Genomic DNA, 21,794 nt, shown 5'->3' with positions numbered 1-21,794 from the left:
TGCTTACTTACATTTGCTTACCTTTTACTTATTTAGGGGGGGTCAGTTAGTTAGCTTATTGAAGTGGTTAACAAGACGCATTAATACGATTTCTGCCATTGGCTTTGGCGCGATACAATGCGGTGTCTGCAGCGCATAACAAGGCTTTAGCCGTTCGAAATTGGCTATTGATTTCACATGCATAGCCTTGGCTTACACTAATGCTGACTGATTCATCCAAACCAATATCAATAAAAGTTAGGGCCTTGATATTTTGTTGAACGAGTAAGGCTATTTGCTCCACCTCTACAGTGCTTAAATTTGGCAATATCAGTGCAAACTCTTCGCCGCCATATCTGGCCACGGTGCATTCGTTATTAGGCACAGAGGCTTTAATGGCGTCGGCGACTTTTTGCCAGCGTTGACGTTTTTCATGATTATTGGAGGCGCTGATTAATGCCAACTCGTGTGGTGTTAGATCTTGAGCAAACAGTGGATTATGTTTAAGTGCTTGGGCTTCTTTTAGGGGTTTTCCTTCTGCTAGCAAATAGGCTTTATGCTTATTTTCTGCCAGCCAGCGTTTAGTCAGATGATGTAAGCGACTTTTTATTCGCAGGCTATCATTGTGTTCGTTAATCCAGGCGGTTGCCCGTGGCCAGCGCCTTAATAATGCTTCGTGAGCAATGCTAAAACAGGCTTGGCCATTTTGCAGGTGGGACACAAATAAGCGGCTATTGACCATAGCTTGGGTCAATGTGTGCTGTTCTTTGCTTTGCAGTTGTGACCAGGTTGCGGTGCGGCTGGTGATGGAGGTTTCATCCTCTCGCAGTGTTACCAATAGGGACAATACTTGGGGTAAGCAGGCTTGCTGTGAGTCAGTTAATTGCGCCATGGCTTCATCGGCATTTTTACCTATTGCGCCTTCGATACCGCCTAATTGTTGGTAAACACTAAACAATAATTGATTGTCTTTACTGCGTTGCAGGTATAGCGCTTGCAACATGTATTGCAACATAGGTAATGCATCAGGGTTACTGGCGGCCTCTGTACAGAGTATTTCATCTAGCGGCATGGCTGTTTCAGGATCGACACTCCAGCTTAAATTGGCTGCAATTGCTGGCAGGCGGATCATTTGCAGTAATTCATTACGCGAAGGCGGCGCTAAATCAAAATGAGCCCCTTTACCTTTACCCGCCATTAAACTGGGATAAGTCACTAGTAATGGGTAAAACTCATTACGACAAGCACTGATAATCAATACCACAGAAGAGTTGGCCAGTTTTTCTAAGATCTCAATAAATGCATAACGTTGATCATCTGTAAAGATCGGCGATGACAGAAAGACTTCTAAGCGATCAATAAACAATGCTAAGTGAGTTTCGTTAGTGCTGCTGAGTTTGATGGCCTGCTGACATTGCTCAATAATGGTGGGCATATCTGTTATTAGCTTGTGCGGCAGGGTTACGGCGCTGTAACCACTAAATACGGGAATATCGTTGATTTCCCAGTCCAGCATGATACTGGCCAGTTCGGAAAATAATTGTGTTTTAGCCACATTGGCAAAATCTAAATGGCTATAGCTGGCAACCTTTACCCCGTTGTAACCCGTATTAGCCATTAAATTGGGCATGATTCCGGCATTAATGAGTGATGATTTTCCGCTGCCGCTAGGGCCTAAAACTAAACAAAATCCGCGGCCATACTTAACTTGTACACTGATGCGTTCAAGCAAGGTGGCAATTTGTTTGCTGCGACCAAAAAACACCTCGGCGTAATTGGCGCTATAGGCTTGTAAGCCCGGAAAGGGTGATCCTGCTTGCCACGTCAGGCTGTCGGCCACGGTTTCATGGCCAATGGGGAAATTTACCTTAGCAAGAGTGCGATAGCCGCGCTTGCGAATGGTTTCAATATAGCTGGGTTCAGTGGCTTTATCGCCCAATGCGCGGCGTAATTGGTTAATGACTTTATGCAGTGGATTATCGCCAATATCGGCTTCTGGCCAGCATTGATTGACAATGTCATCACTGCTGAGTACCTCGCCTTGCTGTTGACATAACAGCAATAAAACATCCATTGCCTTAGGCTCAAGTTGTTTGGTTTTTTTACCTTGCCTAAGGGAGTTACTATTAGGGTCAACCTGCCAGTCACCAAAGAAAAATATATCTTTGCTCATTATTACAATCCATTGAATATCAGCTATTTTTCAATGTCGTGAGTTAAAAAACGACAAGATTTTGATATGCAAAATTAGTACATTAGACATTAGTTATATCAATAAATGGTTGTTTTTGTGAGCGATCGCCAAGCAAACAGAGTGGATATCTTTGTCAGGCGATTTTGCTTGGCTTTTATTCTGTAGATTTTGCGAGGCTAGTTTTTATCGCTATGTCTTTTGTCGCTATGCTTGTTAATAAAACCGTTGTTATCTAGATAGTCGTTGTCGATATTGTCCTTAAAAAGTCACTTGTAGGTTTGGCTACTTTGATGATGTCGTTAGCTGGCTTAAGGCCTGTGCGGTTAACATTTCTGTATAAGCGTTTATTTTGACATGCTTTGGGCTCCAGCCTTTAATAAAGCGCTGAAAATCGGCCCATGCTATGCAATACAAAGGGCGCCAAGTTTGTTCAACCTCTTTAGGATTAATATCTGGCTGATGGAGATTAATGCTGCTGGCGAGCTGACTAAAATAGTAATCCAAATATTGCTCGATTAGTTTATGTGGTTCGGTAAATGTCAGCGTACTGCTTAGCAGTAAAATCACATCTTTCATGCCGCAACCTTGGCCCACATATTGAAAGTCCACCGCAGCAGCTTTGTCGTGGTGAGTATTAAAACAAAAGTTAGCGAGTTTGGCATCGCCGTGGATTATTGTTTGGTATGGCGTCTGTTTTAAAGTGCGATCGATTGTATTGGCTGCCATTTTTAACGGCTGATCGCTGAGTGCCTGTAATTCATCGGGGCGAGTATCTAAATGCCAGTAGCTGCCTGTGGGCCATAGGTCGGTGGTATTCACGGTTGATGGCTGGCTAGTTGTAAATTGATTAGCCATAAATTGGCCGTGAAAATGCCCTAGCCATTTAAGGCTGGCCAAAATGGCTGTGTGATCGGCATGGGTTAATACTTGATCGAAACCTAAAGTATGTAAGTCTTCAAGGATCAGTAAGGTTTCTAGTTCGCTGCGCTGAATGTATAAACATTGAGGCACGCTGTTTTCGCTTTGACGATCATTATCACTGCCACTGCCACTGCCACATAGCTGAGCGTAGTGCTGATACCAGTTAGCTTCAACTTGATAAGATTTGAGTTTACGTTGATGTGATAGGGCGCTATTCCAGCCCTTGGGATGCGACTCTGGCTGTGGCAGTTTAATGTGTTTAACGATAACAGATGAATATTGGCTACCAGTAAGCTTAGCGCGAAATAGTTCGCCATAACCGCCCCATAGGGATTGAATTACCTCAATCTCGCTTATACTTTGAGCTTTTAATGCCGTGGTAATCTTGCTAATAACTGCTTTATCTATCGTCATTAAACCCTTACTTTCCCTTTTTGATGTTGTAGCCACTTCATAAAACCATAATCTAGCTATTGTGCCAGAATTTTACTTAATAGCTAAAGTGATAAGTTAATCGATTGATAATTGCTCAACTAAGAATAAAACAAGTTATTGGCTGCTGTTTTTACGCAGCAGTGATTGAATTTTATCCCCAATAGCGTAGTTTTAGCGTAAAGCCCCAAACGAGAGTGGTTATATGAAGCCAGGTAAGAACGATACTAAATTGCTTAAACTCGCAATGGAAATTGGTGAGGGTTATGCAAAACGTCGCGGTTTTGAAAACTTTGGTGTTGGTATATCGCCAAAAGATAAAGTGGAATGTATTTACCGTTTATTGGTGCAAGATGGGCTAATTCAAGCATTAGCTGAAGATAATGATGATGGCCCAAATCGTAAGCATAAATTGATTTTGTGGATCAGTCGCCAACTTCCTGAAGATCATCCCCTTAAAAACTAACCCATGGGTGAGTTGCTTAGTTATTCCGATTACGTAAAAAGCCGAGATGTTCTCGGCTTTTTTAATGGCGACTGGAATGTAAAACTTATCCTTTCAGTTCTACTTCAATGTCAGTTTCTTCTGGTGATTTCATCACATCTTTAGGTTTAGTGACACTGCCCACAGGTGGGTAGGGCACTGTGCCTTTAAATTCATCACGGGTAGCTTCGCTGTAATTGGGAAAAGGTAAGGCATCTTCCTCGATTAATTGTTTAATGGTTTGCTCCGCTTGTTGTTGTACCTCGACGTCTGCGCTGCTGGCATTTTGTAGCATGACATTTTGACCAATAGGGGCAATTTTAATGTCTAACTGCTTTAAAATATTCAGTAAGTGAAAGTTTAAATCCTCAGCAATACCAAAATATTCATTGATATCACCGGTATCGATATAGGCATTTACGTTGACGACAAACGCATCACGCTCAATGGCAAGAAAACGCGCCCGCTGAGCAATCTCTAACACTCTGGGGTGTGACAATAATAATTTTCGCAGTTCCATTAACAGCATTTGCAGTTGCTCTTTACTGGTATCAAGGCTAATGCGCAGATCGTGCTTATAGCGGCGACGATCGATAACAGAGAAGTTTTCTAACTCTTGGGATGAAAATACCGAGTTAGGGATATGCACTACGGTGCGATCGAGTTTTCTGATCCGCGTCGAGCGTAAGCCAATTTCTTCAACTACGCCCATAGTGGTGCCAAAGCGGCAAAAATCCCCCGGTTTTATTGGTCTTGCAGCATATAAAGTTAATGCGCCGAAGACATTTTCTAATGGTTTTTGCGCCGCCAAGGCAATGGCTAAACTGCCGACACCTAGGCCGGTTAAAATGGTGGCCATGTTGTATCCTGAGCTTTCAAACCACATTAAGGCAATAACCACCACAATGACGATTTTTAATATTGCTACCATAGGCCTGAGTAAGGCCACGGAGTAGCTTTTATCTTGATCGTTTAATTGCTTGGATTTTATTGCGGAATACAATTCCACTAAACCTAAAATTAGAATGGTGTTGGCGATATACAGCAAGGTGCTGTTATCAAACCAAACCCTTGCCCTAATCGATAAACCTAATGACAGCGCCACATATTGCAAGCTCGAAAGATATAAAAACCAGCGCAAGCTGTTGCCTGAAAAACGGGTTAATCCAGCCAGTTTATGTTCAAATTTAGCGGCAATGGTTTTGGCGGCAATGCTGATTAATCCGGTGGCGATCCAACCAAAGAAAATACACAGAATAAAGATCAGCAGTTGCCAGTTTTCCATATGGAACATGGTGAATTGCGGTAAAACGTTAGCCAGTGCTTCGATTTGCGGGCTGTAGCCATATTCGTCCCATAGCTCAGGAACTTGGGCTATAGTGGCGTTAGAGATCTTCCAAATTTTGCCTTTTTTACCGTCTGGAACTCGCTGTAAATAGACCGGAACAGGGCCTTTACTGGTTTCTAGTACCCCTAACAAATCACGATAGCTTGGCAGTTTATCGTTAAGGTGTCCTTCTGGTTGATCGCTGATCTGCGAAAGGTCGAGGATGTTTTGTTTATTCCATAATATCGCCAGTTTACGCAGTAAATCGGCACCATCTTCGGGATTAATATCTTTGGGCAGGTAACGCAGATCAATAAACTCAGTGGCAGCTTCCCAGTCGTTTTCTTGTACCGCTCGACCGATTTCAATGAGGGCTGATAAAGGAGTTTCGCCATCTCGGGCGAGGGTGAGTCCACCTTGAGCTTCGGCTATGGCTTCACTGCGCTTTTCTGCTTCAGCAACTTTTTTTAAATTGATATCGTCCGCAGCCATGGCGGTTGGCATTAGGCTCGACATCGATAACAACACAAAAGCAGTAAAAAGCGTTCGCCATGTTGTTTGCAGCATGATTTTATCCCTAAAAGCGCAATATCTAGCTCAAATATATGTGTTTTAGCCTCAGACTGCTAGGGCGGCACACTTCTAAGTAAGTAAAAGTTACATAAATGGGTGTCTCAACTTTATCAACTTGCTCAACGTTACAGTAAGACACCCATTTTTTATTGCATATGGCAGGATGATACTGGTTCGTATCGATTGGCTAGCCTTTGCTCATTATTTACTTTTTTGTGGCTGTGTGCTGACCTCTGCCCCTGTTGAATTGGTGATGTCATAGTAAGCTTGATAAGCAAATTGACCGATGGCGATAACAATCAAAATAATAATGATTCGACTCATGGTGCCTGAAGCCGTGGTGGCTTTGTTCATTTTAATCGGCGATCTTTTTTTGCCGATGTTATTTTGTGTTGAGTTTTGGTGGGCATGGCTGTCTGATTTTGTGACAACTCCCACTATGTGCGCTTTGCTTGCTTTGATTTTACCGTCAGCTTGCTGCTCTACGATATACGCAATTTGATCACCTTGAATGGGCTTTCTCGCCATATGTTTAAGGGTTGAAATATGAATAAACACGTCCTTGCCACCTTCATCAGGCTCAATAAAACCGAAGCCTTTACTGCTATTCCAGCGAACTAATCGACCTGTTTCCATCATCACGAGTATGTTTCCTTTTTGAACGGCTAAATGTTTACAACACATTATAAAATTGACCAAGGCTATGCTAGGTTATTAATTCAATATAATAAATAGTAATTATCAGCGACTACGACTTTTAGCAGTCAAGATTCTCAGTCAAGATGAACAGTCAACAAGGAAGACACCATGACATTATCAGCACGCTTAACAGCCATACCAACAGCATTGTCGATATCACTGGCTTTAGCTGCAACGATAACCACCACCTCGTTACGCGCTGTAGATCTTGATGATTCAGTGACCAAAGCATTACCACAACTTGAACAGCTTTATACTCACCTTCATCAACACCCTGAACTGTCCTATCAAGAGAAAAATACCAGTGCCAGAATGGCAAAAGAGTTACGGCAATTAGGTTTTGAAGTCACTGATAATTATGGCGGCTACGGCGTGGTGGGCATATTCAAAAATGGCGACGGGCCTACGGTGATGATCCGCGCCGATATTGATGCTTTACCTATTATTGAACAAACGGGCAAAGCTTATGCATCGACAGTGACAACCCAAGATGCACATAACAATACTGTGGGCATTATGCATGGCTGTGGCCATGATATTCATATGACCAGCATGATTGGCGCAGCCGAGCAATTGATGTTGCACAAGTCAGCTTGGCAAGGCACTTTGATGATGGTAGCCCAGCCTGCAGAAGAAATGGGCGGCGGCGCAAAAGCCATGCTCAAGCAAGGTTTATTTAGCGAGTTTCCCACTCCTGATAAGGTGTTAGGTTTGCATGTCAGTGCATCTATTCCTGCTGGTAAAGTCGGCTCTATTAGTGGTTATGCATTGGCCAATGTGGATTCGGTGGATATCAGCATTAAAGGCAAAGGTGGCCATGGTGCTTACCCCCATTTAACTATCGATCCTGTGGTTCTGGCGGCGCGCACAGTATTAGCATTACAAACCATTCCAAGCCGTGAAGTGTCACCCCTTGAGCCAAACGTGGTCACAGTAGGTTCAATTCATGGCGGCTCAAAACATAATATTATTTCCAATGAAGTGAAGCTGCAATTAACTCTGCGATCATATAACCCTGAAGTACGTGAGCAGCAAATCGCTGCCATAAAACGTATCACTAAGGGCATTGCGATTAGTGCGGGTTTACCTGATGAACTGATGCCTGAAGTGTATGTGCATGAAGATGAAAAAATACCTTCGACTTATAATGACCCAGCATTGGCTGCCCAAGTTAAGGCCAGCATTGAAGCTGAACTAGGAAAAGATAATGTGGTGCTAGCGCCACAGGTTATGGCCGGAGAAGATTTTGGCTTATATGGCCGAACTGAGCAAAATATTCCGATCACTTTATTTTGGTTAGGGGCTGTTGAGCCAAGCGTGTATCAAGCCAGTATTGATAGCGGCGACAGCTTGCCATCATTGCATTCGAGTAAGTTTGCCCCAGATTATCCGTTAACTATCAGCACCGGCGTGCGGGCAATGACACGCGCGGCAATGGATTTGTTTAATAGTAGCAAATAAGCTTACTTTATCTGACTTAAAGCATGACGCTTATTTATAGCCTGAAGCATAGGATAAACGCTATAATTGAGCTTAACTTTTCGTTGTTAAATTGAGATCCCATGACCGTTATTTTTACCACCAATGTTGGCGATATCCATATTGAACTGGATATGGAAAAAGCCCCTGTTAGTTCGAAGAATTTTTTACAGTACTGTCAGGATGGCTTTTATGATTACACTATTTTTCATCGGGTGATAAAAGGCTTTATGATCCAAGGGGGTGGTTTTACTGCCAAGATGAAAGAAAAGCCCACTCGCGATCCTATCGTTAATGAAGCTAATCGTGGCTTGAGTAACACACTTGGCACCATAGCAATGGCAAGAACTGATGCGCCGCATTCGGCCACCGGGCAGTTTTTTATTAATACTGCTGATAATAGCTTTTTAGACCACACAGCGACCACCAACAGCGGTTGGGGTTATGCGGTTTTTGGCAGAGTGGTTGCCGGTATTGAAGTGGTCAAAGAAATTGAAAAAGCTAAAACGGCCACGGTAGCAGGTCATGACGATGTGCCTAAAACGGCGATAGTGATTGAGAAAGTCACCATTATCTAGTGAGCTATTAGCGCTGTTGTTAATCGTGCGGCTGTGAAAGAAGGGAAAGCCATGAGTCTATCTGTAGAAGATAATGCCCAATTAGTGCAGGCTAAGCAGTTACTTGAAAACCCCGGCTTAGCAGCCAAAATCACAGATTTTATTGGCTCGCCCATTGAGCAAGGTTTTGCGCTACTGCCTAAAAGTGTCAGTAATGGTATTGGCAAAGTCACAGAAATGGCGTTGATGAAAGCCTCGGATGCGGCGCTATTTACCATGAAAAACATCCCCCATGAGCAATCTTCTGATCGTTGGCACAAACTCGGTGTTGCAGTGAGTGGTGGTGTGGGGGGCTTTTTCGGCTTAAGCGCATTGGCATTAGAGCTACCGATTTCAACCACTATCATGTTGCGATCCATTGCCGATATTGCTCGCAGTGAGGGTGAGCAACTCGATGAAGTGGCCACTAAAATGGCCTGCATAGAAGTCTTTGCCCTAGGGGGTGAGTCAAATGATGACGATCAAGCTGAAAAAGGCTACTTTGCGGTGCGCACCGTATTAGCCAATTCAATTGCTGAAGCCGCTGAATACGTTGCCACTAAAGGCTTTAGTAAAGAAGCTGCGCCAATGATGGTTAAATTAGTGACCGTGGTGGCAGAGCGCTTTGGCGTGCAGGTGACTCAAAAGGTGGCCGCTCAAGCTGTACCTGCCATAGGCGCTGCGGGTGGGGCGATCATTAACACCTTATTTATCGATCATTTTCAAGACATGGCAAGAGGTCACTTTATCGTGCGTAAACTTGAGCGTAAGTACGGTGAAGAACTAGTAAAGCTAACCTATCAGACACTTTGATCTTGGCAAGATAAGTTGTTAGTCAATTCCTATTCCTTTTACAGCTTGAATCGTTCTCGATACGTAAGTGGTAACAATTTCATTGTATGAACTTTATTCAATCAAGGTTATCTTAACTATATAAGTTAAAGATAATGTTTAAGGATATGTTTTCAGGATGAATAAATTAACCCGCGCGCTATTGGTAGCAAGCTGTTGTATTTTACCTTTTATCCATCCAGCTTTTGCTGCAGATACAGAGCTAAAATTCACCACTTTTACAGTTGATACCGAATTTGAACTGACTCATCCAGTATTAAGCGTTAACTTACTCGATAATGAGGGCAATGAGTTACTAGCACTGGGTGTTGATGATGAACATCAGCGCTGGTTTGCTGTATACGGCATTGTCGATAAGCAATTAGTGATGCTAGATAAAGTATTATTAAACAAAGATATTTATAGCTTTGATATTAATGAAATCGACTCTAATACTGATAGCATGCTTGCGCTGCAACAGCTGTATTTCGTCACTGCAGAGCAATTACTACGTTATGCCCCAGTTACGGCTAATAGCGCTATTAACAAGCTAGATGTGAGTATGCTCCCAGCAGATGCGATCTCCGCTGATGACATGCTAGTGCAAGATCCTTCAGCTTCACTTTCACCTAAACAAATCACCAGCCAACAAACAGATACTGCAGCAAAACCGCTTTCTGGTGAGTTAGTTGCCGTTGCTGATATTAATTCATTAGCTGTTACAGGCCATGCTGATTTTATCTCTCGTGGTGATTTTGTCAGTGATATTAATAATGATGATATTGCTGATGTACTGATAAGTGACTTTAGAGAAATGCATGTATTGCTCGGTGCTGGTAATACTCAATTCATCCGACAATCACTGCCGTTACTGCCTCAAGTTGAGCTGACCAATAATGGCGCTGAATATAGCCGCGCTACGCTTTATCACAGTGATATGAACTTTGATGGTCGCGATGATATTGTCAAAGTCGGTGAGGGCTCGCTCGAAGTGTATTATCAAAACGATCAAGGGCAGTTCGCCGCGATCGCAGAATATATTTCGGTGAGTCAACCCATCAGTGGTATTGATTGGTGGAATAAGCGTGATGCCTATGGCAAATCATTAGATCAAAGTGATTTGCTATACCGTAAAGTTGAGCGTATTGGTGATGTGAATGGCGATGAGATTACTGACTTGGTGGTCAGATATACCAAAAGCTCTGGGGTGTTTGATCGTACCAATGACTATGAAATTTACTTAGGACGTAATAACGATGGCTTGGTGGCTTTTGGCCGCGAACCTGAGACGATTATTAAAGCTGAAGGTACCTTAACAGGGCTACGTTTTGATGATATTGATAATGACAATGTCGATGAGGTGATTGTGTCAGGTTTTGATATTAGTATTTCGCAGATCGTCAGCGCCTTGCTGTCTGGCAGTATTGATCAAGATGTTCATGTGTTTAAAATGAATAGTGCGAATAAATTTGGTGAAAAGGCCAATGCCAGTAAAGAAGTTGAATTAAACTTCAGCCTAAGTTCTGGCCAAAGTGGTGAGCCTGTCGTGGCCTTAGCGGATATCAATGGCGATGGTTATAAAGAGTTATTGTTGTCTGATGATAATGAAACCTTAGATATTTATTTGGGTCAGGCAGGTAGCGCGCCTTTTAGTAAACGATCTCAGCAATGGGATATGATCATTCCAGTTGAAGGTTCGATGCTGTCGGCAACCGATATCAATGCCGATGGTAAAGATGATTTATTAGTTAAATTTGGCAAACAAGATCCTGACAATCTGCAGCGAAGCTTCTCAGTACTATTGGCGCAGTAATCAGTTTTAAGGCTTATAACGCCTCAAAACACACACGAAAAGAACCAGCAATCACTTGCTGGTTTTTTTGTGCTTTCAATTTGGTTTTGGCGATTAAATGAACTACAAAATGACTAATTAAATGATGCCTTTATTGATAAAACCGATGTGAATAGGGCTAAATATTAGTGAATGCTGAAACTGATCTAGATCATAAAATCGATTAAATATTGTAAAAATCAGTTTAGATTTTTGCTGATCTAAGTACACTGCATCTAAACATGTAAATATTATGCATGATTAAATTCAGGAGCAAAGTGATGTTTTGTATTCAATGCGAACAAACAGTTAGAACCCCAGCAGGCAACGGTTGTAGTTATTCTCAAGGTATGTGCGGTAAGTTAGCATCTACGTCAGATCTACAAGATTTATTAATCTACATGTTGCAGGGCGTTTCTGCTTATGCGGTTAAGGCGCGTCAGTTCGATATCATCGATGCCGAGATTGATACCTTTGTTCCTAAGGCATTTTTTGCCACATTAACTAATGTGAACTTTGATGATGGACGTTTAGCTGATTACGCACATCAAGCTCAAACTTACCGTAACAAGTTAAAAGCGGCATACGAACAAGCCTGCGCTGAAAAAGGCGTTGCTGCTGAAGAAGTGATAGCTCAAGCTGAATTTAACTTAGCGGCTTCTCAGCCTGAAATGCTACTACAAGCTCCAGTTGCACTGCCAAACCGTGGTGACGATGTTAATGAAGACATCATGGGCTTACGTTTACTTTGCTTATATGGCCTTAAAGGCGCAGCAGCTTACATGGAGCATGCACGTGTACTTGAGCAAACTGATGCCGATGTGGCCGGTGAATTTCACCAAATCATGTCATTCCTTGGCGAAGACTCAGTTGATGGCGACAAGCTATTTGCTACCGCAATGGAAATCGGTCAATTAAACTATCGCGTAATGGCGATGTTAGATGCGGGTGAAACGACGGCATTTGGCCACCCTGAGCCAACTGAAGTAAACACCAAATCATTTAAAGGTAAGGCGATTTTAGTGTCAGGTCATGACATGAAAGATTTAGAACTTATCTTAGAGCAAACTCAAGGTAAGGGCATTAACGTCTATACCCATGGCGAAATGTTACCGGCATTAGCTTATCCTGCATTTAAAAAGTTCCCACACTTAGTGGGTAACTACGGCAGCGCATGGCAGAACCAACAGCGTGAATTTGGCACTTTCCCAGGCGCTGTTGTGATGACCTCAAACTGTATTATTGACCCTAATGTGGGCGATTATTCAGATCGTATATTCACCCGTAGCATTGTTGGTTGGCCTGGTGTTGCTCACATCGAAGGTGAAGACTTTAGCGCTGTGATTGACAAAGCCCTTGAGCTTGAAGGTTTTAGCTACGATGAAATCCCACATGCGATTACGATTGGTTTTGCACGTAATGCCTTAATGGAAGCGGCACCAACAGTAGTTGAGAACGTGAAAAATGGGTCTATTAAGCACTTTTTCTTAATCGGTGGTTGTGACGGCGATAAATCTGAACGTAGCTACTTTACTGACTTAGCTAAATCAGTGCCTGATGACACCATTATCCTGACCTTAGGGTGTGGTAAGTACAAGTTCAACAAACTTGAGTTTGGCGATATTAATGGTATTCCACGTTTATTAGATGTGGGTCAATGTAACGATGCTTACTCTGCTATACAGTTAGCCTTAGCATTAAAAGATATTTTTGACTGTGATATCAATGAACTGCCTTTAAGCTTGGTACTGTCTTGGTTTGAGCAAAAAGCGATTGTGGTGTTACTGACACTATTATCACTGGGCGTTAAAAACATTCGTACAGGCCCAACTCCGCCAGCATTTTTGACTGAAAACTTAGCAAAAGTGTTAGAAGACCAATTTGGTTTACGTAACACCACTGATGTTGAGTCAGATCTTAAAGCGATGATTAATGCGGCTTAAATAGTGGTTATTGGGTGATATAGGCTTAGCGCTTATATCACCTTTTTATTGTCTGTTTTTTACTTTCTACTTCTAACACATGGTTTCCCATACAGGTGCAATATGAGTTCATCAGGATTTTCATTTTCAGCAGCGTTATCAGCCGCCCAATCAACAAAAGATGACAACAAAAAGTCAGTTGCTAAGGTCAGCGCTGCGCCGAGTTTTTCAATATCGGGTGCATTGGCTGCCACAGCAAAGAAAACGGCTGAGGTTACAACTACTGCTGAAGCAAAAAAATCCATCAATGCAAATCAGTTATTATTAAATGCTGATGAGTGGCAACGTGGTGAAGTGCAATTGCGCTGTACTGAAAAATGGCATGAAACCCATGATGTAGTGAGCTTTCGTTTTCAAGGTTTAACCCCTGTTAAGTTTAACTACAAACCGGGGCAATTTATTACCTTCAAATTAGAGATTGAAGGCGAAATAGTTTATCGCAGTTATACCATGTCATCGTCTCCATCTAGACCTTATTCAATTGTGGTCACGGTGAAGCGCATTGCTGGTGGCAAAGTGTCAAACTTTTTAGCTGATAAGGTTAATCAAGGCGATATCATCACCTTAGTCGGCCCAGATGGCGCCTTTAACTTAGTGGATATAGCGGCTGAAAAGTATTTATTTTTAAGTGCTGGCAGTGGCATTACCCCAATGTATTCAATGTCACGTTGGCTGCTCGATACCAAAGTAGGCAGTGATATTGCCTTTGTGCACAGCGCTCGAACAGATGAAGATATTATCTTTGCTGATAGCTTAGGTGCGATGGCTTATCGCAGTGCTCAATTTCAATTAAGTTACCTGCTTGAAAATGCAGATGAGCTTGTTGAAGGCGTTAATCATACTGGCAACGACAGCCGTATGTTAGGCCGTATCGATATTGAAAAGCTGCAAGCATTAGTGCCTGATTTTATGACTCGCACCATTTTTGTGTGTGGCCCAGAGCCTTACATGGTGTCAGTTAAATCCTTGATTGAAACCAGTGGTTTCGAGATGAAAAACTTCCATCAAGAAAGCTTTACTGGCGCGGTTAAATCACCCCCAAGCAGCACAAATACTGCGGCTACAACTAGCAACTTCATGCTTTCAATCAAGGATAAAAAAGTTGCATTATCGGCTGAGCAAACCTTACTTGATGGCATAGAGTCTGAAGGGCTACCGATAATCGCAGCGTGCCGAAGTGGTGTGTGCGGCGCCTGTAAGTGCCAGGTGACCTCAGGGACTACTGAATCTAGCAGTACCATGACATTAACAGCTGAAGAAATTGCCGCAGGGTATGTATTAGCGTGCTCGACTAAAATCACTTCAGATGTCAGCTTAAAAATGTAAGCTAATTTGCAGCAAGATTTAATTTAAGAACAGTCAGCTATGCTGACTGTTTTGCTTTGTGGCAAAAATAATAAATGGGGCGCCTTATCCCCTTAGCTAAGAATGATCAGTTTGCTTGCAGGACATGAGATGCAATAAATCCGACCCAACTGGCGATAAGCAACACCCAGGGTAAATATGACTTCTGAGACTGTGGCGGCTGCTGCTGTTCAACTACATCATGGTTGAGCTGGTTTTTAGCTTTAAGATTCTGTTTCCGCTGTTTATCAGCCCCACGAGCTTTGGCTTTCTGCAACTTCTTATATTCAGCTATACCTTTCTCAATACCTTGAGCGATGAGTTTGGTCTGTTCTTTAGTTTGTGAAGGTTTTTGAGTAGCCTTAGCCATTTTCATTGCTTCAGCTTGGGTTTCTTGAGAGATACTTTTTGCCATGTTGCTCTACTTCTTGATTAGATTGCTGCTTAGTTACTACTTTAACAGCCTCGTGGGCGGCTCACTATAGCCAATCAGCGTCTAGATGATAATTCAGTAGGTTAATTTTTGTTAAACCATGAGCTAACGCAATAGTGGAATAGTGATTGTGTCGTAAAATAGCTTTTTAACTGTTGAGGAATTCTAATGTCAAAATCAATTCATGGTCGTAACGTTATCAAATTGATGAAAGATCAAAATACCCCGCAGCCACAACAACAATGGCTGGCGTTGATGGCAGCAGAATTTGGTGAAAATGCAGAGTTTCATACTTGTCGTGCCAGTGATATGAGCGCCGCACAGTTAGTTGAACTGTTTATTAGCAACGGTCGTTTAACTGAAACTGAAGCTGGTTTTGTGATTAATCAATGTGGTCACTGTGCAGGTAAAGAAACCCAAGAGGCAACGGCTTAGTCGCGGATTCGGTTTTCTTTAAGACAAAAATGCCAGTCACTGACTGGCATTTTTGTATCTGTGTTTAGCTTTAACTAAGCCCTAAAGCGAGCGGTTAAACTCGCGTATTAAGCGCTAGCCCATAAAGCTTAAATAGCCTTGCAAGATAATGGCATTCACAATATCAATAAAGAATGCCCCTACAATAGGCACTACCATAAAGGCTTGTGGCGACGGACCTGTACGTGAAACTAATGCGCCCATGTTCATTACCGCAGTTGGGGTTGCGCCCATACCAAAACCACAATGACCACCAGCCATCACTGCAGCGTCATAGTTTGAGCCCATTAATCTAAAGGTAACAAAGTAGGCAAACACCGCTAAAATAGCCGCTTGAGACACTAAGATGATTAATAGCGGTACCGCTAAATCAAATATTTCCCACAGCTTAAGGTTCATTAGCGCCATCGCTAAGAACAGTGACAAGGACACAGTACCTAAAATATCAACACATTCACTGTTGATTTTGTAGCCGCGACTCAACTCAGTGGCGTTGGTGATGACCACGCCAAAGAATAAGGCATAAACAAAGTCAGGCATTTTTAACCATGCAATATCCATGGAGCTAACAAATTTGCCGAACCACTTAGCCCCAGCCACACATAGCAGCAGAATGAATAGCACTTCTAAAATTTTCTTACCGGTAACGCGATCAATTTCTAATTGGTCATAGGTTACTAAGTCAGGATGATCTACGTGATGATTACCACCCACACCATATGAAGAAACAAGGTTATGTTTATTGATAAGGCGCTGGGCAACTGGACCACCAATAATACCGCCCATGACTAGACCAAAGGTGGCCGCTGCCATGGCAAACTCTAAAGTATTAATACCATAGTTGTCTTGGAAGGTTTGCGCCCAAGCAGCACCCGTGCCGTGACCACCTGATAAGGTAATTGAACCAGCGATTAAGCCCATTATCGGCTCTAGCCCTAAAGCGCTGGCTAAGCTAACGCCCACCGCATTTTGAATAATGATATATAAAGATGCAATGCCTAAAAAGACAATGACCTTAGTACCGCCTTTCATTAATAGCTTATAACTTGCCGCTAACCCCACGGTACTGAAAAACATCAGCATCAAGGTATTTTGCATTGAAAGAGTAAATTCTAAACTGATTTTGTTGAAGTGTAATATGGTGATTACGCCTGCAACGATAAGTCCACCCACGATGGGTTCTGGGATATTATATTTTCTGAAAGAAGGTACGTGTCGATTAATTGTATGGCCAATGAATAGTACCAAAATTGCCACGAGGAAAGATTCAAGCTCTCCAATAGAATAAACAGTATTCATGGAACTCCTTTTGTTTTGCACTGAATGAGTTACACAATGTGATTAGATATCACAATTAGATATGCATAAATATTTTGCTTTAATTTATTAGTTATATTGATTATAGAGGAACTTAGCGGTAAATATCATGGGGATTGCCTTAAAAGGCCAAGTGTCGTTCATTTGTTGAGCTGATTTAACAAGTTATTAAAAGCTAAACCCTTGATGTTAATTGTAAAGGTGGCTTTGTTAGCTTAATTGCACTGCTTATGTTGTGAATTTGCAGGTGGAGAATCTGAGTTTTGAGGAATAAAAAGTCACTTTAGTGACTGTATCTGGCTCTGTTTAAGATAAATAATTGCCGCTAGACTCAATCAAAGCAGATTACATAGTATGTTTTATGGTGTGTGCTATTTATTCTAAAACTGAAAAATTGCTCATTGGAGTGGTTTGCCGATGCTGATGTTTATAGATATATGAGCGAAATAAAAGGAAGTTCATTTCGCTCATATAGCGCTGGCTAAAGCGGGCGAATAGGTACTTTTATGTACTTTAAATAAACCTGTAACAGCCAAATGCTAAAGGGTATTAATCAACAGCAACCATGACATTGCTAGCTTTAATAATCGCGTAAGCATTGCCGCCCACGGTTAAGCCAAGTTGCTGACAAGACTTTTTAGTGACTACTGATGTGATCTCAACTCCTGGTGCAAGTTCAATGACCACTTCATTGTTTACAGAACCCTCTTCGATTGAGGTGATTTTACCAACCAGTGAATTACGAGCGCTGATTTTCATAATATTTAAATTTCCTATTAATGAGTCAATATGCTGATATTAATTATAAAAATAAGGTATTTATAATTTTTAAAGCGAAATGTATGGCTCGTTCCACTGTGCGTAAAAATGAACCATGAGCCTAAGTTTAATTGATAAATTCAATTTTGCTTGTTCAGAGGTTAAGTTTTGCGAGGGATAAGTGCTAAAAAATTAGTAAAACCTAATGGGTTAATTGATGGGCGTTATGAATAGAAAATAATGGCCTATAAAGTAAAAAGCCAGCTTGTATCTATGATGCAAGCTGGCTTTTTTTATCATTAAGAATCAATCAATCAATCAATCGTTAGTGCGACAACCTTTAGGGGATGGTTATCATCAAATGACGGGAAGTCTTCATGGCAATGCAACCATTCAATTGAGCTGACACTGCGGCCTTGTTTTTCAACACAGCGCACTAAGCTGTTGAGCCAGGCTTGTCGTTCCACTTTGGCGACATTGTTACAGCACACTATGGTGCCACCACTTTTTGTTGTTAGCATGGCAGGCTTAAATAAGCCTTGGTAATCATTAATCAGGTCAACGGTGCCAAATGGGCTTTTTGCAAAACGTGGCGGATCTAAAAATACCAAATCAAATTGAGTCGCAGCTAACTTAGGGTACTTAGGTAATTTTTGCCCGCGGCGGCCACCAACCTTAAGACCAGCTAATTGACGCAGCGCAGGAAAGGCATCGCTTTGAATGAACTCACAAGTATCAGCCACCTCATTGAGCTCAGCATTCTTTTTACCCGCAGCCAAAGCAAATGATGAGAAATCCACATTAACTGCCCGAGTTGCACCGCCTATGGCTGCTGCAGTGCCAATACCGCAAGTGTATGAAAATAGGTTTAGTACGGTTTTGCCTTGGCTATTGGCTCTGACATATTCTCTACCGATACGCATATCGAGAAACAATAACGGATCTTGGCCTTCATGGCGTAATTTTGAGGTGAACTTGATGCCATTTTCTTGGATAACTTGCTCTGAGCAGGCAAAGTCATTGAAGTCATCAGCAAGATTATTTTCAATGCGTGAATTACGTTTAGCACGGTCATTGTAGATAATAGGTAACTCAAGATGTGCGTTAAGGATTTCGGTTATTTGCGTAAGTTGTTGCTCAGTTAAGGTCTGATGGAATGTTTGAATGAGCCACGCATTACCATAACGGTCAATATTAAGCCCATTTTCGCCTTCAACTGTGCCATGAAATACCCGAAAACAATCGGTTTGTTGAAGCGCTGCTTGTTTAAAAAATTCAGCGCGTTGATTAATGGCGTGAGTAAGAGAAGACTGCAATGACATAGTTGTGCTCGTTAGCATGAAAAGGCAAAAACAGATTATACCAAGCTTATAGCGGCTTGTCGGTATGTGTTAGAGCTTGTAAGTGAGCTTTTATTGACTCGCCACATTTTACAGTAGCAACAAGCACTGATAATACGCTTACAATTTACTATTCAAAAGTAACAAATTGTAGCTTAGCCCTATGTTTTAATTGAATTTGGCGACTTGCTGTAAGTAAATATGTTATCTTTTATATACTGTAAATGTATGAAATTAATAACAATAGTTTTTTATATCGTGATTACCGAGCTACATAGCAGATAATGCTTTTGGGGCTTGTTGGCTCACCTATGTTGCCGTTAAATTTAGACTTTACCGTGACGGTTATTAGCTTTAGTTATGCCAACTGTTTTTTATTCGATTTACTCATCCGACACATTCAGTCTAAAACGACGAGGTTCATTTGAATCATCTGCTGCGCCATTCACTATTACCCGTATTATTGCTTTTTTTTTGCGGTATTTTTTCGACCGCAGCAACTGCAGCAAAGCCGCCAGTTTTCGATTTATTAGATGAGATTGCCAGCATTGAACACGGGCCGCAATTAACGGCGTTATATCTTGGGGCTGATAAAGACCCTGAAGGCACCTTAACGGCTTTAGAGCAACTAAAATCCCAAGGTGTTATCGATGGTAATGACTATTTTAAAACCATTTATTATCTGATCCTTTATAACGTTCAATTTGTACTGTCTGATGTTGAGGCGGCAGAAAAAACCACTAAAACCTTATATCAATTTGGCCTAGATAGCGGCCAAGACTGGATTGTGGCCGAAGGCCTAACCATTAAAGGCACCTTGGCGGCGAGAAAAAGTGAAGGTAAAAAAGCGCTGCGACTGATAGAGCAAGCGATCAGCTTAGCCGAACAACTGCATTATGACCGCTTACTGGCTCGTGCACTTAATATACGAGGCATAATTCACTCACGTAGTTTAGCTTATGAATTAGCGATTGAGGATTATCAAAGAGCGATTAAACTGGCTGAAACCACCAATAATAGCGATTTTGTATTTAAGTTATATTCAAATATATCAGTGCTTTATTCTATGGTTGAAGATTGGCCTAGCGCGATTGAATACAATAAAAAAGCCACTGAGTTATATCTTAAAAGTGATAATGTCAGCTTTGAGTACTTAGTGATCCTATACAGTAATGCTAGTAACAATATGCTAGAAATTAATGATATAGAAGCGGCGACCCAATACAGTGAAAAAAGCATTGCCGTGGCACGGGAGTCCAATAATAACCAGCTTATTGTCAACGCCTTAATGACCCAGACCCACTTATTAATTAGTCAGCAACTCTTTGCTGAGGCTGAGCCAGTGGCAATGGAATGTGTTGAGCTCGCGAAGCAAGTGCATGATCAATTACCTTATAACGAATGCTTAATGGGTCTCGGCGAGGTCAGTTTATTTAAGGGTGATAGCGCCACTGCTGGTGATTATGCCAACAATGCCATGGCAGGGCTTAAGGCCATTGATAACCAAGACTCACTATTAAAGTCCTATGAATTATTGGCGCGAGTCTATCAAGCACAGCAGCGATACCCTGAGGCCATTGAGCAATTAACCACTTATTATGAAGGCACCCAAAAGCTGCTTTTCAATCAGCGTGAAGAACAGTTATTTGCCTTAAAAGCCTTGTATGAAGGCCAGCTTCAAGATGAAAAAATTGCCTTATTAACCGCAGAAAATGAACTGAAGGCCGCCACTCTTGATAAAAAAGAGCTACAAGAAAGAATATGGTTGTTAGCTTTGGCTATTTTAGCTATTGGCTTAGTGTTATTAATTAGACGTTACTTTTTAAGTGAAAAGAACATCGATAGCCTGCGAACATCAAATAAAAGTTTGTATAAAGCTTCAAATAACGATCAACTCACAGGACTACACAACCGCCGCTATATCGAGCACTTTATTCATCATGAGCTAACCGCATTTCCGAATGCTTATTATTGTATGTTGATGATTGACTGCGATAACTTTAAAAAAGTGAACGATAATTATGGTCATGATACTGGGGATATCGTGCTCACAGAAATTGCCAAGCGTTTATCGAACAGCATTCGTAAAGGGGATGTATTAGTACGATGGGGCGGTGAAGAGTTTATTATATTATTGCAAGTTGACGAAGCCGACCCCACCTCTCTGGATGAAGTGTTAAGCCGTTTTAATCAGGCTATTAGCACTGAAGCCGTTATAACTCCAGCTGCTGATTTAGTGGTGACAGTATCGATTGGCGCAAGTCGACCGACAACAGCCAAAAGGCTAGTCGAAGAGTGGGATTCAATCCTCAAACTTGCCGATACCGCGTTATACCAAGCTAAACAAGCTGGACGCAATTGCGCGGTTATTGCGGAAAAATAACTTATTCAGGCAAATGCACTTTAAAGGTTTTATCGGCGATAACTTTGCCGTTTAGCTCTAGGGTCATGCGCCAGTTGCCGACTTTGTTGTCAATTGGCGCCCAAATACAGTCTCCAAGGTAAAACTTCCAATCGTTTTCTTTGATGTACACTTCACCATCGAAAGGCGCTTGAATATTGCCTTCTGCATCGGGAATATCGGGGTGATAAATACAGTAACCTAACACTTGATTTTTGGCTTTGCGAATACGGGTGACAAAGCCAAATTCAATGTCTATTTCAGCAGGCACATGTACGGTGGCTTTTAAAAATCTTGGCAGTTCATCACTATCAGAATCCCATTGACTGAAAATCCCCGCTTGAATAATACTGACATCTGCTTTTAATTTACTCATATCTTGTAGATCTCTATAGCTA

General features: G+C 41.8%; 18 protein-coding genes. 9 read left to right on the top strand and 9 right to left on the bottom strand.

Annotated elements, in window-relative coordinates; translation table 11 throughout:
• Positions 1-67: 67 nt before the first annotated feature.
• Positions 68-2,152 (bottom strand): diguanylate cyclase, encoded by a 2,085-nt coding sequence (locus tag BCU57_RS14140; protein WP_102437608.1) that lies wholly within the window; start codon positions 2,150-2,152, stop codon positions 68-70.
• Positions 2,153-2,455: 303 nt separating this feature from the next.
• The gene (locus BCU57_RS14135) at positions 2,456-3,508 is read right to left on the bottom strand and encodes a phosphotransferase (protein ID WP_102437609.1); all 1,053 of its coding nucleotides are present in this window, start codon (positions 3,506-3,508) and stop codon (positions 2,456-2,458) included.
• 223 nt (positions 3,509-3,731) lie between these two features.
• Between BCU57_RS14135 and BCU57_RS14130 the strand changes: the two genes are divergently transcribed.
• Complete coding sequence (locus BCU57_RS14130) at positions 3,732-3,992, top strand: DUF5062 family protein (RefSeq protein WP_102437611.1); 261 nt, start codon at positions 3,732-3,734, stop codon at positions 3,990-3,992.
• Positions 3,993-4,077: 85 nt separating this feature from the next.
• On the opposite strand, the gene BCU57_RS14125 is transcribed toward BCU57_RS14130, so the two are convergent.
• Complete coding sequence (locus BCU57_RS14125; protein WP_102437613.1) at positions 4,078-5,904, bottom strand: mechanosensitive ion channel family protein; 1,827 nt, start codon at positions 5,902-5,904, stop codon at positions 4,078-4,080.
• Positions 5,905-6,111: 207 nt separating this feature from the next.
• Positions 6,112-6,549: a cold-shock protein gene (locus tag BCU57_RS14120; RefSeq protein WP_241903497.1), complete on the bottom strand. Its 438-nt coding sequence runs from the start codon at positions 6,547-6,549 to the stop codon at positions 6,112-6,114.
• 168 nt (positions 6,550-6,717) lie between these two features.
• Here BCU57_RS14120 and BCU57_RS14115 point away from each other — a divergent pair, with 168 nt between their 5' ends.
• The 6 genes from BCU57_RS14115 (at position 6,718) to BCU57_RS14090 (ending at position 14,654) form a co-directional block, all read left to right on the top strand.
• Entirely contained in the window at positions 6,718-8,070 is a 1,353-nt protein-coding gene (locus BCU57_RS14115; RefSeq protein ID WP_102437615.1) for a M20 metallopeptidase family protein, read from the top strand.
• 101 nt (positions 8,071-8,171) lie between these two features.
• A complete protein-coding gene (locus BCU57_RS14110; RefSeq protein WP_102437617.1) occupies positions 8,172-8,666 on the top strand; it encodes a peptidylprolyl isomerase in 495 nt (164 codons plus the stop codon).
• 51 nt (positions 8,667-8,717) lie between these two features.
• Entirely contained in the window at positions 8,718-9,497 is a 780-nt protein-coding gene (locus tag BCU57_RS14105) for an EcsC family protein (RefSeq protein ID WP_102437619.1), read from the top strand.
• 157 nt (positions 9,498-9,654) lie between these two features.
• Entirely contained in the window at positions 9,655-11,328 is a 1,674-nt protein-coding gene (locus BCU57_RS14100) for an FG-GAP repeat domain-containing protein (RefSeq protein WP_102437621.1), read from the top strand.
• A 299-nt stretch (positions 11,329-11,627) separates the two neighbouring features.
• Positions 11,628-13,289, top strand: coding sequence for a hydroxylamine reductase (gene hcp / locus BCU57_RS14095; protein ID WP_102437623.1), 1,662 nt, complete (start codon positions 11,628-11,630; stop codon positions 13,287-13,289).
• Between the two features lie 102 nt (positions 13,290-13,391).
• A complete protein-coding gene (locus BCU57_RS14090; RefSeq protein WP_102437624.1) occupies positions 13,392-14,654 on the top strand; it encodes a hybrid-cluster NAD(P)-dependent oxidoreductase in 1,263 nt (420 codons plus the stop codon).
• 106 nt (positions 14,655-14,760) lie between these two features.
• On the opposite strand, the gene BCU57_RS14085 is transcribed toward BCU57_RS14090, so the two are convergent.
• A complete protein-coding gene (locus BCU57_RS14085; RefSeq protein ID WP_102437626.1) occupies positions 14,761-15,087 on the bottom strand; it encodes a DUF2956 domain-containing protein in 327 nt (108 codons plus the stop codon).
• Positions 15,088-15,273: 186 nt separating this feature from the next.
• On the opposite strand from BCU57_RS14085, the gene BCU57_RS14080 reads away from it, so the two are divergent.
• On the top strand, positions 15,274-15,540 hold the full coding sequence (locus BCU57_RS14080; protein WP_102437627.1) for a YecH family protein: 267 nt from the start codon (positions 15,274-15,276) through the stop codon (positions 15,538-15,540).
• A gap of 114 nt (positions 15,541-15,654) precedes the next feature.
• Here BCU57_RS14080 and gltS read toward each other — a convergent pair whose 3' ends face one another.
• The 3 genes from gltS to BCU57_RS14065 form a co-directional block, all read right to left on the bottom strand.
• The gene (gene gltS / locus BCU57_RS14075; protein WP_076538815.1) at positions 15,655-16,878 is read right to left on the bottom strand and encodes a sodium/glutamate symporter; all 1,224 of its coding nucleotides are present in this window, start codon (positions 16,876-16,878) and stop codon (positions 15,655-15,657) included.
• Between the two features lie 567 nt (positions 16,879-17,445).
• Positions 17,446-17,655: a TOBE domain-containing protein gene (locus tag BCU57_RS14070; protein ID WP_076538818.1), complete on the bottom strand. Its 210-nt coding sequence runs from the start codon at positions 17,653-17,655 to the stop codon at positions 17,446-17,448.
• 314 nt (positions 17,656-17,969) lie between these two features.
• On the bottom strand, positions 17,970-18,977 hold the full coding sequence (locus BCU57_RS14065; protein ID WP_102437629.1) for a class I SAM-dependent rRNA methyltransferase: 1,008 nt from the start codon (positions 18,975-18,977) through the stop codon (positions 17,970-17,972).
• A gap of 442 nt (positions 18,978-19,419) precedes the next feature.
• Between BCU57_RS14065 and BCU57_RS14060 the strand changes: the two genes are divergently transcribed.
• Positions 19,420-21,378 (top strand): tetratricopeptide repeat-containing diguanylate cyclase, encoded by a 1,959-nt coding sequence (locus tag BCU57_RS14060; RefSeq protein WP_102437631.1) that lies wholly within the window; start codon positions 19,420-19,422, stop codon positions 21,376-21,378.
• 1 nt (position 21,379) lies between these two features.
• On the opposite strand, the gene BCU57_RS14055 is transcribed toward BCU57_RS14060, so the two are convergent.
• Positions 21,380-21,772 carry a DUF3859 domain-containing protein gene (locus tag BCU57_RS14055; RefSeq protein WP_102437633.1) on the bottom strand — a complete coding sequence of 131 codons (393 nt, stop codon included), beginning with the start codon at positions 21,770-21,772 and terminating at the stop codon, positions 21,380-21,382.
• Between the last annotated feature and the right edge of the window lie 22 nt (positions 21,773-21,794).

Origin of the sequence: Shewanella sp. 10N.286.48.B5 (assembly GCF_002874355.2) — a bacterium.
Taxonomy (GTDB): Bacteria; Pseudomonadota; Gammaproteobacteria; order Enterobacterales; family Shewanellaceae; genus Shewanella.
Note: the sequence above shows the minus strand (reverse complement) of the source record. Positions and strands in the feature narration are given on the sequence as shown.

Coding starts and splice junctions, on each gene's coding strand:
- hcp (WP_102437623.1), top strand. CDS start 11,628: ATGTTTTGTATTCAATGCGAACAAACAGTTAGAACCCCAGCAGGCAAC.
- BCU57_RS14065 (WP_102437629.1), bottom strand. CDS start 18,977: ATGTCATTGCAGTCTTCTCTTACTCACGCCATTAATCAACGCGCTGAA.
- BCU57_RS14110 (WP_102437617.1), top strand. CDS start 8,172: ATGACCGTTATTTTTACCACCAATGTTGGCGATATCCATATTGAACTG.
- BCU57_RS14100 (WP_102437621.1), top strand. CDS start 9,655: ATGAATAAATTAACCCGCGCGCTATTGGTAGCAAGCTGTTGTATTTTA.
- BCU57_RS14135 (WP_102437609.1), bottom strand. CDS start 3,508: ATGACGATAGATAAAGCAGTTATTAGCAAGATTACCACGGCATTAAAA.
- BCU57_RS14115 (WP_102437615.1), top strand. CDS start 6,718: ATGACATTATCAGCACGCTTAACAGCCATACCAACAGCATTGTCGATA.
- BCU57_RS14070 (WP_076538818.1), bottom strand. CDS start 17,655: ATGAAAATCAGCGCTCGTAATTCACTGGTTGGTAAAATCACCTCAATC.
- gltS (WP_076538815.1), bottom strand. CDS start 16,878: ATGAATACTGTTTATTCTATTGGAGAGCTTGAATCTTTCCTCGTGGCA.
- BCU57_RS14140 (WP_102437608.1), bottom strand. CDS start 2,152: ATGAGCAAAGATATATTTTTCTTTGGTGACTGGCAGGTTGACCCTAAT.
- BCU57_RS14085 (WP_102437626.1), bottom strand. CDS start 15,087: ATGGCAAAAAGTATCTCTCAAGAAACCCAAGCTGAAGCAATGAAAATG.
- BCU57_RS14090 (WP_102437624.1), top strand. CDS start 13,392: ATGAGTTCATCAGGATTTTCATTTTCAGCAGCGTTATCAGCCGCCCAA.
- BCU57_RS14055 (WP_102437633.1), bottom strand. CDS start 21,772: ATGAGTAAATTAAAAGCAGATGTCAGTATTATTCAAGCGGGGATTTTC.
- BCU57_RS14080 (WP_102437627.1), top strand. CDS start 15,274: ATGTCAAAATCAATTCATGGTCGTAACGTTATCAAATTGATGAAAGAT.
- BCU57_RS14130 (WP_102437611.1), top strand. CDS start 3,732: ATGAAGCCAGGTAAGAACGATACTAAATTGCTTAAACTCGCAATGGAA.
- BCU57_RS14125 (WP_102437613.1), bottom strand. CDS start 5,904: ATGCTGCAAACAACATGGCGAACGCTTTTTACTGCTTTTGTGTTGTTA.
- BCU57_RS14120 (WP_241903497.1), bottom strand. CDS start 6,549: ATGATGGAAACAGGTCGATTAGTTCGCTGGAATAGCAGTAAAGGCTTC.
- BCU57_RS14105 (WP_102437619.1), top strand. CDS start 8,718: ATGAGTCTATCTGTAGAAGATAATGCCCAATTAGTGCAGGCTAAGCAG.